The organism is Devosia sp. (assembly GCF_017307495.1).
Lineage (GTDB): Bacteria > Pseudomonadota > Alphaproteobacteria > Rhizobiales > Devosiaceae > Devosia_A.
In genome coordinates this window covers 59,979-74,292 of sequence record NZ_JAFKHE010000022.1, presented here as the reverse complement: position 1 = coordinate 74,292, position 14,314 = coordinate 59,979, and the positions used below count along the sequence as shown (strand labels likewise).

Sequence of the window (14,314 nt, the reverse complement as noted above, 5' to 3'; positions counted from 1 at the left end):
GCGAACTTGACTCCTTCCAGGGCCCCTCCTATATCCCGGCCAGCGGTTGGCACTCCTCGATTGCGAGTGCTAACAGCGACGAGATCATTGAGGCTTACAGGAGCAAAAATGGCTTTCCGTCCCCTGCACGACCGCGTGGTCGTCCGGCGTGTCGACAGCGAAGAGAAGACCGCTGGCGGCATCATCATCCCCGATACGGCCAAGGAAAAACCCTCCGAGGGCGTGATCGTTTCCGTCGGCCCCGGCGCCCGCGACGAAGCTGGCAAGCTGGTTCCGCTGGACGTCAAGGAAGGCGATCGCATCCTGTTCGGCAAGTGGAGTGGCACCGAGGTGAAGCTCAACGGCCAGGACCTGCTGATCATGAAAGAGTCCGACATCATGGGCGTGATCACCGCGTAAGGCCCTCGCCTCACCCGGTTCTTTCCCACTCGAACGTAAGGAGCGCCTGCAATGGCCGCTAAAGACGTGAAGTTCTCCACCGATGCCCGCGACAAGATGGTCCGTGGCGTCAACATCCTCGCCAATGCGGTGAAGGTGACCCTCGGCCCCAAGGGCCGCAACGTTGTGATCGACAAGTCGTTCGGTGCCCCGCGCATCACCAAGGACGGCGTGACGGTTGCCAAGGAGATCGAACTCGAAGACAAGTTCGAGAACATGGGCGCCCAGATGCTGCGCGCCGTGGCCTCCAAGACCAACGACATCGCCGGTGACGGCACCACCACCGCGACCGTGCTCGGCCAGGCCATCGTCAACGAAGGCATCAAGCTCGTTGCCGCCGGCATGAACCCGATGGATCTGAAGCGCGGCATCGACCTCGCCGTCGCCGAAGTCGTCGAGAACCTCGGCAAGGCCAAGAAGACCATCTCGTCGAACGCCGAAGTCGCCCAGGTCGGCACCATTTCGGCCAACGGCGAGAGCGCCATCGGTGACATGATCGCCAATGCGATGCAGAAGGTCGGCAACGAGGGTGTGATCACCGTCGAGGAAGCCAAGACCGCCGAGACCGAACTCGACGTCGTCGAAGGCATGCAGTTCGACCGCGGCTACCTGTCGCCGTACTTCGTCACCAATGCCGAGAAGATGACCGCCGTCCTCGAGGACCCGGTGATCCTGCTGCACGAGAAGAAGCTCTCGAACCTGCAGTCGATGCTGCCGATCCTCGAAGCCGTCGTGCAGTCGCAGCGTCCGCTGCTGATCGTGGCCGAGGACATCGAGGGCGAGGCGCTGGCCACGCTCGTCGTCAACCGCCTGCGTGGCGGCCTCAAGGTCGCTGCCGTCAAGGCTCCGGGCTTCGGTGATCGCCGCAAGGCCATGCTCGAGGACATCGCGATCCTCACCGGCGGCCAGGTGATCTCGGAAGACCTCGGCATCAAGCTCGAGAACGTCACCCTCGACATGCTCGGCACCGCCAAGCGCGTGGAAATCTCCAAGGAGAACACCACGATCGTCGACGGCGCCGGCTCCAAGGAAGACATCCAGGGCCGCGTCGCGCAGATCAAGGCGCAGATCGAGGAAACCTCCTCGGACTACGACAAGGAAAAGCTGCAGGAACGCCTGGCCAAGCTCGCCGGCGGTGTTGCGGTGATCAAGGTCGGCGGCTCGACCGAAGTCGAGGTGAAGGAGCGCAAGGACCGCGTCGACGACGCGCTGAACGCCACCCGCGCCGCGGTTGAAGAAGGCATCGTGCCGGGCGGCGGCGTCGCGCTGCTGCGCGCCTCGAGCGCCCTGACCGCCAAGGGTGTGAATGCCGACCAGCAGGCCGGTATCAACCTGGTCAAGCGCGCCCTGCAGGAGCCGATCCGCCAGATCGTCAACAATGCGGGCGACGAAGGCTCGGTGGTTGTCGGGAAGATCCTCGAGAACTCCAACGCGAACTTCGGCTACAACGCGCAGACCGGCGAATATGGTGACCTGATCACCATGGGCGTGGTCGATCCGGTGAAGGTGGTTCGTACCGCCCTGCAGGACGCGGCGTCCGTTGCCTCGCTGCTCATCACCACCGAGGCGATGATCGCCGAGGTGCCGAAGGACGCTGCTCCGGCGATGCCGGGCGGCGGCGGCATGGGCGGCATGGGCGGCATGGACTTCTAGGTCCAGGCAACAGCCAAGACATCCGATCTTCTCACGAAGGTCACGAACGGGAGGGCGGTCCACACGGGCCGCCCTTTCGTATTGGGGTGTTGAAGCGCGCAGGCGTGTGTATTATCTTACACGGCGAGGGCGCGATGGAACGGAACAGCCGAAAGCTGATCAAGCTGCTCGAGGCAGATGGCTGGTATCTCGTGGCGGTACGTGGCGACCATCACCAGTACCGTCATCCGACCAGAAAGGGACGTGTCACTGTTCCCCATCCGAACAAGGACATTGTCGCCGGCACCTTGCGTTCTATCTATCGACAAGCCGGCTGGCTGAAGTAGGAACGACATGCGCTACACAGCACTGATCCATAAGGATCCGGACACTGACTTCGGGGTGAGCTTCCCGGACCTCCCCGGTTGCATCGCGGTTGGCGAGACGCTGGAAAAAGCCCTCGACAGCGCGGCCGAGGCTCTTGCTTTCCACGTCGACGGGATGGAGCAGGATGGCGATGCTGTCCCGGCGCCACGCCCGCCTGACGAGATCATGGCCGACCCAGCCCTGGTCGAGGACCTCAAGGGCGCTGTGCTCGCTTCCGTCCCTCTCGTTCGCGACCTGGGCTCGACCACCCGCATCAACGTGTCGCTCGATCTTGGCCTGCTGCAGGCCATCGACTCCGAAGCGAAGCACCGCAAGCAGACCCGCTCTGCCTTCATCGCCTCGGCTGTGCGCAAGGAACTGGCCGCGTAGGCGTGGATTGACTCCGCCCCTGCCCTCGCGCGAATGCTCGAGCAGGCAGCCCAAGGAGTCCCCCAGATGAGCGTCGTGCCGCCGATGATGGCCGTTCCGCCGATGACGGAGCAGAAGTCCAGTCCAGACCAGCCGCTGGACCGGGACTGGTGGCGCGGGGCGGTGATCTACCAGATCTATCCGCGCTCGTTCCAGGACCACAACGGCGACGGGGTGGGCGACCTCGTCGGCATCACCGAGCGGCTCGACTATGTCGCCGACCTCGGTGTGGATGCGATCTGGCTCAGCCCGTTCTTCACCTCGCCGATGAAGGATTTCGGCTACGACGTCTCCAACTACCGCGACGTCGACCCGATCTTCGGCACGCTCGGGGACTTCGACCGGCTGATCGAGAAGGCGCATTCGCGCGGGCTCAAGGTGATCATCGACCAGGTCATCTCGCATACGTCCGACAAGCACCCCTGGTTCGCCGAAAGCCGGCAGAACCGCAGCAATCCGCGGCATGACTGGTATGTGTGGGCCGACCCCAGGCCCGACGGCACCCCGCCCAACAACTGGCTGTCGATCTTCGGCGGCTCGGCGTGGAACTGGGACAGCCGGCGCATGCAGTACTACCTGCACAACTTCCTCACCTCGCAGCCCGACCTCAACTTCCACAATCCCGACGTCCAGGACGCGGTGCTCGCCGACATGCGCTTCTGGCTCGAGCGTGGCGTCGACGGCTTCCGGCTCGATACGGTGAACTTCTACTTCTGCTCGCTGGGGCTCGAATCCAACCCGGTGGTGAAGCCGGAGGACTTCAACGCCTCGACGGCGCCGGCGGTGAACCCGTACAATTTCCAGGAACACATCTACGACAAGAGCCGTCCGGAGAACCTGACGTTCCTGAAGCGCCTGCGGGCGCTGGTGGACGAGTATCCGGGCCGCACGACGGTGGGCGAGATCGGCGACAGCCAGCACCAGCTCGAGGTCATGGCGCAGTACACCTCGGGCAACGACAAGCTGCACATGGCCTACACGTTCGACTACCTGGGCGGCTCGTTCGATGCGGGGCATTTCCGGAAGGCGATCGACCTCACCGAAAAGGATGCGCCGGACGGCTGGATCTGCCTCGCCTTCTCCAACCATGACGTGGTCCGGCATGTCAGCCGCTGGCTCAGCCACGGCGACCGCGAGGCGTTCGGCAAGCTGACCGCCTCGATGCTGCTGACGATGCGCGGCTCGGTCTGCCTGTACCAGGGAGAGGAACTCGGCCTGACCGAAGCCGAGTTGTCGTTCGAGGACCTCGTCGATCCCTACGGCATCGAGTTCTGGCCCCAGTTCAAGGGCCGCGACGGATGCCGCACGCCGATGGTGTGGCAGAGTTCGGCGCATCTGGGCGGCTTCTCGACGGCGCCGCGCGCCTGGCTGCCGGTGCCGGGCGACCACCTGCTCAAGGCGCCGGACCTCCAGGAAAAGCGGAACGACTCGCTGCTGCACCACTACCGGGCGACGCTGAAGTTCCGCAAGGATCACAAGGCGCTGATCAAGGGCACGATCAGGACGCTGGATGCCCCGGCGGGCGTGCTGATGTTCGTCCGCGAGGCGGGGGGCGAGGCGATCCTATGCGCCTTCAACATGACGGAGAGCCCGGTCATCGTCCCCCTCCCCGACGGTGTCGTCGTCCGCGCGATCGACGCGCCCGGCTCGGTTCCCGCTCCCGTCGGCGACCGGCTCGACCTGCCCGCCTTTGGCGGGTTCATCGGGGCGGTCGTCGGCTGAACCGGCCGGGGCGGCAGGGGGCTCGGGCGACGGCTCCGCCACCGGCGGGGCTTCGGCGGGTGCCGGTCCGGGCGACGGCGGCATCGGCGGCGGCGCCTCGGGGTAGCGCGGCGTGACCAGCGTGCGCGTGGTCGGATGCGCGCCGCTCTCGAACAGGTCGGCGGGCTTGCCGGCTTCGACGACGCGGCCCTGCTCCAGGACGACGATGCGATCGCAGAACTGGCGCAGGACCTCGAAGTCCCGGCTGGCCCAGAGCAGGGTGAGCCCGTAGTCGGACCGCACGCGATTGAGCAGCACGATGAACTGGGCCGCCGCGACCGGATCGAGCCGCAGGGTCGGCTCATCGAGCATGACGAGCGCCGGGCGCCCGGCCAGGGCGCGCGCGAGGGCCAGCCGCTGCAGGTCGAGCGGCGTGAAGGCGGCGGGCAGCCGGTCGAGCACCTCCGGCGACAGCCCGACGACGCGGACGGCTTCAACCAGCCCTTCGGCCTGCTCGTCGATCAGCAGCTGTTCCTCGACGCGAAGCGGCTCGGTCAGGGTCAGCCCGACGGGCAGGTCGGGATTGAAGGCGGCGTGCGGATCGGGAAACAGCATGGCGATGCGGGCCCGCACCTCGCGCGGGATGTCGCCACCGCGATAGCGCTGGCCGGCGAAGGCGAAGCTGCCGGCGCTCGCCTGCCCCAGGCCGGCGGCCAGCCGCAACAGCCGCGACTTGCCGGCGCCGGCAGGACCCAGCAGGCCGACGGCCTGGCCACGCCGGACGGCGAAGTCGACGTCGAAGAGTTCGGCTGCGGCCGGCGCGCGCCGGAACGGCCAGCCGGCGGGTTGCCTGACGCGCGTGGTGATACCCTGCAGCTCGAGCAGGGTATCGCCGACCGGCGGGCGCGCCATGGTGCGGGTCCGCGGCCGGCTGGCGGCGACCAGCTGGAGGGTGGCCTCGTGCCTGGGCAGGGACAGCAGGACATCGGCTGGGCCGCGCTCGACCACGTGACCGTCGGCGAGGATCGCGGTCTCGAGCGCCATGGCGAGGGGAAGGCGGAAATCGGCGGTGAGGATGACTACGGTGACGCCGCGGTCGCGGTGTGCCCGCTGCATGGCGCCCAGCAGCTCGCGCTGGGTCGCCGGGTCGCGGGCGCTGCCCGGGTCGTCGCCGACGATCAGGTCGGCGCCGGGGTCGAGCTGGGAGGCATCGGCATGCGGGCCGACGATCCTGCCGCCCTGCCCGGCCAGGACGCGCGCCAGCCCGGACTTGCCGCTGCCGGGCCGGCCGACGATGGCGAGCAGCGTCCCCGGCTCGACGATCAGGCCGGCCAGCTCAATGCGCGGCATCGCGACCTCCGCGCAGCCCGCTGGCGACGAGCATGAAGGCGATGGCGGTGCCGATCGCGACGAGGCCCGGGGCGATGACCAGCAGCGGACGCAGGGCGAGGAACTGCTGGCCGTCGCGCAGCACGAGGCCGAGGCTGGCTCCGGGCGGCAAGGTGCCGAGGCCAGCGAAGCTCAGCGTCACCTCGACAAGCAGCGCGGCGGCGAGCAGGTCGAGGCCGATGGCGAGCAGGACCGGCAGGAAACGCGGCAGCACGTGGCGCTGCGCGGCGGAGACGGGACTGAGCCCGGCGAGGCGGGCGGAGGTCACGTAGTCCCTCTGCCACAACGGTCGGAAGGCGCGGGCGACGGCGGAGGCCACGGCGACGCAGCCGGGCAGGACGACGCCGAGGATGACGGTGAGGTTGCCCGGCGCACCCAGGCCGGAGACGACGAGGCCGATGGCGAGGGCGGGAGCCGGCAGGGCGAGCAGCGACAGGTCGGGGCCCTCCCTCCCGAGCCGTACCGCAAGCAGGATGCCGGCGGGAACGGCGAGCAGCAGGGTGACGAGAGCCGCGAACCAGGCCAGCAGCAGGCTCGACAGGGCGGACGACATCAGCAGCGAGACGAGCTCGCGGCCGAGCGGGTCGGTGCCGAGCCAGCGCGTGGCGTCGGGCCCGGCGAGGGGCGTGCCGGCGGTGGTGCCGAAGGGCGTCCAGACCAGGGCGGCGATGGCCGGCAGGACGAAGGCGGCGACGAGGATGAGGCCGAGCGCGAGCGGCCAGTTGAGCGGGGAACGCCGCGGCGGAGCGAGGACGAGGTCGGCGGTCACCGGCGTGGCTCCGGTTCGAACGCGCGGCGCGACAGGGTGGCGGCGAGGAGGCCGGCGGAGGCGACGAGGATGAGGACGAACAGGCCGGCGCGGAGCGTCGGGAGATCGTGCTGCTGGGCCGCGCCGAGCACCAGCCGCCCGAGGCCGGGCAGGTAGAACACGGTCTCGACCAGGGTGGCAGCGACCAGCAGGGCGGCGAAGCTGCGCCCCAGACTCGGCAGCAGCGCGGCGGGTGGCCCATCCCGCAGCTGCAGCGCGACACGGCCGGCATAAGGCAGCCCGAGGGCCAGCGCCGGCAGGACGAGCGAGGCCAGCGCGGCGGGCGGATTTGACCACGGCACGAAGCCGCCGGCCGGCAGCAGCCGCCACAGGCCGGCAACAAACAGCGACAGGAGCAGGCCCAGCCAGAACGGCGGCAACATGCCGAGGAGCGCCGCGAGGCCGCGCCGCAGGGTGGGCCAATGCCGCAGCCGGGACAGGCCGAGGCCGCCGAGCATGGCGATGGCGAGGGCGAGGAAGACGAGCGGAAGGGTGACGGACAGCCGCTGCCACTCATCGGCGGTTCCGAGCAGGGAGAGCAGACGTACGTCGATGCCGGCATCGGGCGCCGAGGCGCCCGGCAGCAGGTCGAGCACGATGAACAGGACCAGGGCACTGCCCAGCACTGCCCCGATGAAAGCCGCAACGCGCGCGAGGACGAAATCTCTCATGTTTCGGCGCCCCCCGCCGACCATCCATGGGAATAGTCCGATGGGGTAAGCCTAGAGCGGTTCACATTCAGACGGAAGCGGTTAGCGCACGTTGCTGGGGTAGTCCTCCCCCGCGTGGCAGGCGCGTGTGCATTGGGTCATTGCCGCGGCAGCGGGAACCTCTGTTTCCGGCGCGCGCCGAACGCAGATCCCCGCTTTCGCGGGGATGACCCGGGACCGCACTGCAACAATGCTCGGTGAGCACTCCCCCTTCGCAGGGGACGATCAGTCGCGTACCAGGTCGGCCGGGATCAGCAGCGAGAACATGTTGCCGACGCCGACCACGGGATCGACCGACAGCTGCAGGGCATTGACGGCGAGCAGCGAGCGGGTGAGCGCCAGGCCGACACTGGAGCGGACGGGCTGGAGCAACTGGCCGTCCTTGCCGGTGCCGTCGCGGAAGACGACGAAGCGCTCGCCGAGGTCGCGGCGGGTCTCGCCGCCGTCGCGGACATTGACGATCACCGCGCCGTCGTCCTCGCGCTGGGCCGACAGGATCACCGAGCCGCCCGCCGGGGTCTGGTCGATGGCGCTGGCGAGCAGGTTCAGGATGCCCTGGGTCAGCGAGGCCCGGTCGGCGGTGATGCGCGGCAGGCGCTCGGAGACGGCGCTGCGGACGAGGACGCGCGCCTCGCCGGCCTGCCTGCGGACGCGGGCGAGGCAGCTCTCGAGCAGCGCGGCAAGGTCGATGTCGCCGGGCTCGGTGGGATAGCGCCCGCCCTTGAGGCGGGCATAGTCGTCGAGCTCGTCGACGAGGTTGGCGATCTCGGTGCCGGCAGTCTTGATGTCCTGGGCGTATTCGGACTGGCGCTGCGGATCGCCGGCCGAGGCCTGGATGAGCTCGGCAAACCCGATGACGGCGTTGAGCGGCCGGCGGACGCTGCGGCTGATGCGGGTGAGCATCGACGGCTCGACCTCGTCGGCCGGGGCGCGGCGCGGCGCCACGGCAGCCGCGGACGGCGACGACAGCTTGCGCAGGAAGGCGAAATACCCCGAGACGATGCCGGCCTGGCCCTCGGCGAAGACCGAGACACGCACGCCCGGATTGGCGCCGCTGAACAGGATCGCCGGACGCGCCGTTTCGGCGAAGCGGGCGGGACGCTCAAGGAAGGTCTTGAGTTCGGCCAACTGGCCCGGATCGATGAAGGCGGCGAGCGGCCGGCCGACGATCTCCTCCTCGGTGAGGCCGAGGACGATGCGGCCGTGCAGCGAGACCGCAGTGACGATGCCGGCGCGGTCGGTGGCGAGGAAACCGTCGTCGGCGGTCTCGGCCGCAAGCTCGGCGAAGGCATGGACGGCGGCCTCGTGGCCGAGGCGGGTCTCGCTGGCGCTGGCCGACAGCATCAGGGCGGGCCGGCCATGCCAGGTGATCGACTGGAGGCGCGCATTGACCGGGGCGAGCGAGCCGTCGCGGCGCACGAGCCGCGTGACGGGGCCGGAGGCGTCGGTATCCTCCGCGGGGAAGATGGCGGTGAGGCCGGCGGCGCGCAGGCTCTCGATGCTCTCGTAGCCGGCAAGGTCGGTGAGCGCGCGGTTGGCGAACAGCACCTGCTGGTCGCGGAACACCAGGATGCCGAGCGGCAGCCGGTTGAGGATGAAGGTTTCGCCGGTCAGGTTGATCAGCGCGCCTTCGTGGGCGGGCTGCGCCTGCACCGGTTCCTCGGGCCTCAGGGCCGCGTTGTGCTGGCCGTTGACGCGGTCGGTAAGGATGCGGCTCAGCTCGTCGAAATTGTAGCGCGAGACGCGCTCGACGGCCTCTGCGTCGGGCGGGAGCGTCGTCTCAGGCGGCCGGGCGGGCCGATCGACGAGCGAGGGCGGCTCGGCCGGGGATGCCGCGGCGGCGGCGGTGAAACCGCGGCCGATCACGCGCCAGGTCGTCGGCGTCGGAGCCGGTTCCGCGTCGGCACTCTCGATGAGGGCGGCGATGATGTCGGTCGGCTCGGGCGAAGCCGCCTCGACGGGCACGGGGGCCTGCTCCGCCTCGCCCGCGAGGAGCGGCTCGGCGACGGGCTCGGGTGGCGGGCCGGCGAACTGCTCGTCGCGCACCGTCAGCGGGGTGTAGAGGTCGGTATCGTCGGCCAGCCGGTCGAACAGGGAGGACAGCGTTCCGGGCGTCTCGATGGCTGCCGGGATCGGTTCGACCCAGTTGTCTTCCTCGGCCAGCACCGGCTCGTCGTCGGCACGCTCGGCCGGCGGCAGGCCGAGCGGCAGCAGCGGCTCGGCCGGCGCCGCTTCGACTGCCGAGGGCGCCTCGTCGCTGGCGAACTCGCCTTCTTCGGCCCGAATTCGAGCGATGTCGGGCCGGGGCGCGGATTCGGCGGCCCGCGGCCCTTCAAACAGCAGCAGCAGCGCGTCGTGCGGGCTGGCGGTGAAGCGCGTGACGGTGACGCTTTGCCCGGCGAGCGCGATCGCCTGGCCATCGCCGATGCCGGACAGGCCCTCGCTCTCGATGACGGGGGCGAAGCGCTCGAGCGCATGCCGGCTGCCGCCGGCGATCTGGCCGTCCTCGTTGACCAGCAGGAAATCGGCGTGCGGCGGCAGGATGCCGGTCGCCGCCTCGTCCGGCTGCTGCGAATCCGCCGCGCCGAGCAGTTCGGGCTCGATCGGGTCGACGCCGACGATCAACAGGCCGGTGCTGCCGTCGGCAAGGCGCAGCGGGGTGCAGGTGCAGGTGGTCGAGATCGGACGCTCGCCGGCGAGCAACTGGATGCGGCTGAGGCTTGGACGGCCCATCGAACCGAGCCGGATGAGGCGCGCGATCTGGCCCTTGATGGGAACCGCCTCGGGCGCAAGCCTGACGCCGTGCTTCTTGATCCGGCCGTGGAAGAAGCGGGCCGCATCGTTGCGCCACAGCAGTGTTTCGCCGTCATGGGACCAGAGCCATGCGGGACGCGCATCGGCCCAGTGCACCAGCACCAGGCGTGCCGTCGGCGATTTGATCCACTCAGCGTCCACGCCGTACTCTTTTCCAGCCTTGTGCCAATTTGACACAAAGCGAACTCGGAACTTAATCTTCTCTAAATACCGTGCACCCCCTGCCCGGTCCATATGCGCGCGGGCGCCGGCGGCGTCATTCGGCGCCGATGGTTAAGCGCATTTCGGCGGGCGTGGATGGGGCAAAATCGATGCTTGCCAGCGCGGGGAACTGAAACTATGGTCCGCCGCGCTTGCCGGGCCGCCTTAGCTCAGTTGGTTAGAGCGCTAGATTGTGGATCTAGAGGTCCCCCGTTCGATCCGGGGAGGCGGTACCATTTTCGGGGTCAGGCGACAGACCCCACCGGCTTACGGCAAGCCATCCTCCAGCAGAATGCTCAGTGCGTCCGGCCCCGGATGCCCAGTCCTGCCTGAACCGAAACTGAACGGTGCGTTGGCCGCGGGTTCAAGGCGGGTCGACGAGAAGTCCCGTCAACGCTTCCTTCACCACTTGCCGGGGCCCCCCATGTCGATCCGCTCGCTGTTTGCCGCTACCGCCTTCGTCTCCGCCGCACTGACGCTCACGCCCGCTTTCGCCGCGCAGTCGCCGGCCGGCACGTGGCAGACCGTTTCGGGGGAGTCTCGGTTCGAGGTCACGCTGTGCGGCGATGGCACCGAAGTGTGCGCCAAGCTCGTCTGGCTGCGCGCCGATGCGCGGACGCCGGAGAACCTGCCCTATCTCAACAGCTACGTGCTGATGGGGGCCAAGCGCGCGCTCGACAACAAGTGGCGCGGCAGCGCCGAATACATGGGCGAGACGGTGAAGGGCACGCTGACGCTGGTCGACGGCGACACCATCACCATCAACGGGTGCAAGGGCGCCCTGTGCCAGAAGTTCGAGTTGACGCGGATATGATCGGCCGGGTGCACAATTGGGGCAACTTGCGCCGCATTCATCGCGTTGTTGGTTGGTCCAGCAAGAGGACCCACAGCATGGAGCTTCGTGTCGTGCACCTTACATCGACCCCTGCCGGCGGCCGCGGGCGGCCGGCGCACGCCGCCGCTCCCGCTTCTGCCGTGCGTTCCAGCCTGCATGTGGCGCGCATCGACGAGCCAGAGACGATCATGACGATCAGCTTCGAGGGCCTGACCGAACGCGAGCAGGAGGCGGCGCTGGCCGCCTTCCCCGGCGGCCGGCGATTCGTGCTGGCGAACTGACTACTGCGACAGGCGCAGGTTGGCGAGTTCGTCGGCGATCTTCTTGAACACCGTCACCAGTTGGCTCGAGTCGGTCGGGAAATAGGCCATCGAGGCCGTGGTCGCGCAATTGGTCAGCAGGTCGATGGTCTTCTGGTTCGGCGGGTTGAGGCCGATCGTGTAGATCGCGATGCCCTCGGCCTTGGCGTTGGTGCAGGTTTCCTCGGTGCGGGTGTCCATGGCGGCAGTGACGTCGGCGTCGCTGGCCGGATAGGGATGGTCGGTGCTGTAGATTCGCCCGTTGTAGGAGACGCCGCCGGTCTGCGAGCGGACGCCCGGCCAGCCGTAGGCCTGGAAGGTGTTGGCCATGTTCAGGGCGTTCCCGCCGTAGCTGTTCACCGTGTTCTCGCCGTCGGTCATGATGATCATGACCTTGGAGGTCGCCCCGCCATAGTCGGCGCCCTGGGTCAGCGGCTCGGTGGGCGAGAGCATGTGGAAGCCCCAGATCGCACCCTGGTGGATGTTGGTGTAGCCCTGCGACGCCATGGCGTTGATGGCGGTCTTGATGTCGGCCTTGGTCGCGGTCAGCGGCGTCATCGGGTTGGTCGGGCAGTCATCGTTGGGCGAGCCGCCACTGACGGCGTTGCCGCTGGCATACTTGCACAGGCGCTCCTGCAGGACGCGGTCCGAGAACTGGTAGCTGCAGGTCCGGACGAGAGACAAGGTGTAGGTGGTGACGGCATTCCTGCCGGAGCCGGTGGTGACCGTGACGCTGGTGTAGGAGTTCGAGCAGGTCGCCGCGATGGGGGCGCCGTTCTGGGCCTGCATCGTGGCGGGCTGGGTCGTGGCCGCCGGGGTCACCGCCGAGCCATCCCACTTGACCTGAGCATAGCTGTCGGTGGCGCTGCTGGTGCAGTTGGTGTACGCGGCCGCCTTCTTGGTCTCGTTATTGCCGGACCAGGTCGAGGCGCAGCCCGTCTTCTTTGACGTCTTGGTCCACGTGCCGCCGTCCTTGTTGGTGCAGGCACTGGGGCGGTCGTTGATATAGCTGTTGGAGTAGCCGCTCGGCGTGTCGGGCGCGAATTCGGGGACGAACAGCGTGTCCGGGTTGGCGGTCGAGGGCGGGGTGTCGTCCGTATCGTAGGGATAGGGCCGCGCTTCGACACAGCCGCGCCAGGCGACGCCGATCTTGGTGTAGAGCGAGAAGCGGTTGACCGCGCCGTTGTAGGGCGTGGCGTCGTTGTCGTCGTCGTCGAAGTTGTCGTTGGCGATGCTGGACAGACCGGTTGTATCCATCCAGCTGGCGTTCTTGTAGCCGGTGCCAACATTGACGAAGCCGGTGAAGGGCACGATGCCCATCCAGATGCGCTGCTCGGTCGGCGCCACGTCGTTGGTCGCGGTGACCTTGGCGTCGGTGCACTCGTCGAGGGCGTTGTAGAGCACGTTCATCGCGCACAGGGCCGCCTTCTTGAGGTTGGTCATGCGGCTCAGCTGCGCCATCGAGCCGGAGTTGTCGAGCACCAGGGCGACTTCGAGGTTGATGCGCTTGCGCGTGGCTTCCGAGACGACGCGCGCGGTCAGCGACGGGATGCCGACGAGCTGGACGAAGGCGGTGTTGACGGTGAGCGTCGCCTCGAGGTGCAGCGTGCCGTTGCCGGTATCGAAGGTGGCGACGTCGACCGCGGTGACGGCCGAGGAGTCGTTGAGCCGCTCGTTGAGCAGCGCCAGTGCACTGGCCTTGAGCGATGCCGAGGTGGGCGCGGGCGTGCTGAAGATCGTCGGCTGCAGGCCGAGCGCGGCCGAATCGAGCGCGACCTGGGCGCGCGTACGCGCGGTTTCGACCGAAGAATAGTCCACCGCAGCGCCGGCAAAGGCGACGAGGACGATGGCGAGCAGCCCGAAGATCACGGCGAACACACCGCGCTCGTCGGCGTGAAAGCGTTTCAGCAGATCGGCAAAGGTGCGCATGACGACCCGAAACCCCCAGAAAACCGGGCCTGAGTGTCGCCGAAAATCCTAACTAAAGAACAATCACCCGGGCGCCAATTTTTACGCGTTCGTACAAGTCCTCGACATCGGCGTTGACCATGCGGATGCAGCCCGAGCTGACGTTCTGGCCGATGGTCCAGGGCTCGTTGGTGCCGTGGATGCGATAGAGGGTCGAGCCGATGTAGATGGCGCGGGCGCCGAGCGGGTTGTTGATGCCGCCGGGCATGTAGTCGGGCAAGTTCGGCTGGCGACGCTTCATTTCGGCGGGCGGGGTCCAGCCCGGCCACTCGGCCTTGCGCGTCACTTTGTGCGTGCCGCTCCACTCGAAGCCGTCGCGGGCGGTGCCGATGCCGTAGCGGATGGCCTTGCCGCCGGGCAGCACGAAATAGAGGAACTTCCTGCCGGTGTTGACGATGATGGTGCCGGGCGGCTGGTGGCCGTCATAGGCGACAACCTGGCGGCGGAACTCGGGCGCCAGCCTGACCTTGCCGCTGCGGACGCGCGTCTCGAAGCGCGGCCTGCCGTCGCTGAGCGAGCTGAACGGCGGCTCGAACAGGAAGAAGCGCTGGGCGGCCTGGGCGGCATCGGTGAAGACGGTGGCGGCGAGGACGATGGCGATCGCGGCGAGCACCGCGCGGGATTTACGCAGCATGGCACACTCATCAGACTGAGGCCGAAAGGCCGGGTGGCCGCGAGTCTTGACGAGAATGGCGAAGATGCAGTGAAGCGGCACGGTTAAGGG

The 14,314-nt window shown here is 68.3% G+C and carries 12 protein-coding genes, 1 tRNA gene and 1 pseudogene; 8 read left to right on the top strand and 6 right to left on the bottom strand.

The genetic code is table 11. The features are described from left to right. Positions 1-108: 108 nt before the first annotated feature. From J0I99_RS14310 to J0I99_RS14290, 5 genes are all read left to right on the top strand, one after another. On the top strand, positions 109-399 hold the full coding sequence (locus J0I99_RS14310) for a co-chaperone GroES (RefSeq protein WP_291392664.1): 291 nt from the start codon (positions 109-111) through the stop codon (positions 397-399). A gap of 51 nt (positions 400-450) precedes the next feature. Continuing rightward, on the top strand, positions 451-2,091 hold the full coding sequence (gene groL / locus J0I99_RS14305; protein WP_291392661.1) for a chaperonin GroEL: 1,641 nt from the start codon (positions 451-453) through the stop codon (positions 2,089-2,091). Between the two features lie 134 nt (positions 2,092-2,225). After that, a complete protein-coding gene (locus J0I99_RS14300; protein WP_291398366.1) occupies positions 2,226-2,417 on the top strand; it encodes a type II toxin-antitoxin system HicA family toxin in 192 nt (63 codons plus the stop codon). Positions 2,418-2,424: 7 nt separating this feature from the next. Next, the gene (locus tag J0I99_RS14295) at positions 2,425-2,826 is read left to right on the top strand and encodes a type II toxin-antitoxin system HicB family antitoxin (protein WP_291392657.1); all 402 of its coding nucleotides are present in this window, start codon (positions 2,425-2,427) and stop codon (positions 2,824-2,826) included. Positions 2,827-2,928: 102 nt separating this feature from the next. Then, complete coding sequence (locus J0I99_RS14290) at positions 2,929-4,587, top strand: alpha-glucosidase family protein (protein ID WP_291398405.1); 1,659 nt, start codon at positions 2,929-2,931, stop codon at positions 4,585-4,587. 345 nt (positions 4,588-4,932) lie between these two features. On the opposite strand, the pseudogene J0I99_RS14285 reads toward J0I99_RS14290, so the two are convergent. The 4 genes and pseudogenes from J0I99_RS14285 to J0I99_RS14270 all read right to left on the bottom strand — a co-directional run. Beyond that, positions 4,933-5,478, bottom strand: a pseudogene (locus tag J0I99_RS14285) (ATP-binding cassette domain-containing protein); the annotation flags it as partial. A 424-nt stretch (positions 5,479-5,902) separates the two neighbouring features. Beyond that, positions 5,903-6,724, bottom strand: coding sequence for an ABC transporter permease subunit (locus J0I99_RS14280; protein ID WP_291398365.1), 822 nt, complete (start codon positions 6,722-6,724; stop codon positions 5,903-5,905). Further along, positions 6,721-7,434, bottom strand: a complete 714-nt coding sequence (locus tag J0I99_RS14275) for an ABC transporter permease subunit (protein WP_291398364.1) — start codon at positions 7,432-7,434, stop codon at positions 6,721-6,723. Before J0I99_RS14275 ends, J0I99_RS14280 begins: the two co-directional genes overlap by 4 nt. A gap of 264 nt (positions 7,435-7,698) precedes the next feature. Beyond that, positions 7,699-10,428, bottom strand: a complete 2,730-nt coding sequence (locus J0I99_RS14270; RefSeq protein WP_291398363.1) for a PAS domain-containing sensor histidine kinase — start codon at positions 10,426-10,428, stop codon at positions 7,699-7,701. 219 nt (positions 10,429-10,647) lie between these two features. Between J0I99_RS14270 and J0I99_RS14265 the strand changes: the two genes are divergently transcribed. The 3 genes from J0I99_RS14265 (at position 10,648) to J0I99_RS14255 (ending at position 11,604) form a co-directional block, all read left to right on the top strand. Beyond that, positions 10,648-10,724 (top strand) — tRNA-His (locus J0I99_RS14265). A gap of 188 nt (positions 10,725-10,912) precedes the next feature. Then, positions 10,913-11,302 carry a DUF2147 domain-containing protein gene (locus J0I99_RS14260; RefSeq protein ID WP_291394097.1) on the top strand — a complete coding sequence of 130 codons (390 nt, stop codon included), beginning with the start codon at positions 10,913-10,915 and terminating at the stop codon, positions 11,300-11,302. A 77-nt stretch (positions 11,303-11,379) separates the two neighbouring features. Beyond that, positions 11,380-11,604 (top strand): hypothetical protein, encoded by a 225-nt coding sequence (locus tag J0I99_RS14255; protein WP_291398362.1) that lies wholly within the window; start codon positions 11,380-11,382, stop codon positions 11,602-11,604. Here the strand turns inward: J0I99_RS14255 and J0I99_RS14250 are convergent, their stop codons facing one another. Both J0I99_RS14250 and J0I99_RS14245 read right to left on the bottom strand, forming a co-directional pair. Further along, complete coding sequence (locus J0I99_RS14250; protein ID WP_291398361.1) at positions 11,605-13,551, bottom strand: TadE/TadG family type IV pilus assembly protein; 1,947 nt, start codon at positions 13,549-13,551, stop codon at positions 11,605-11,607. A gap of 52 nt (positions 13,552-13,603) precedes the next feature. After that, positions 13,604-14,224 (bottom strand): L,D-transpeptidase, encoded by a 621-nt coding sequence (locus J0I99_RS14245; protein ID WP_291398360.1) that lies wholly within the window; start codon positions 14,222-14,224, stop codon positions 13,604-13,606. Positions 14,225-14,314 lie beyond the last annotated feature (90 nt).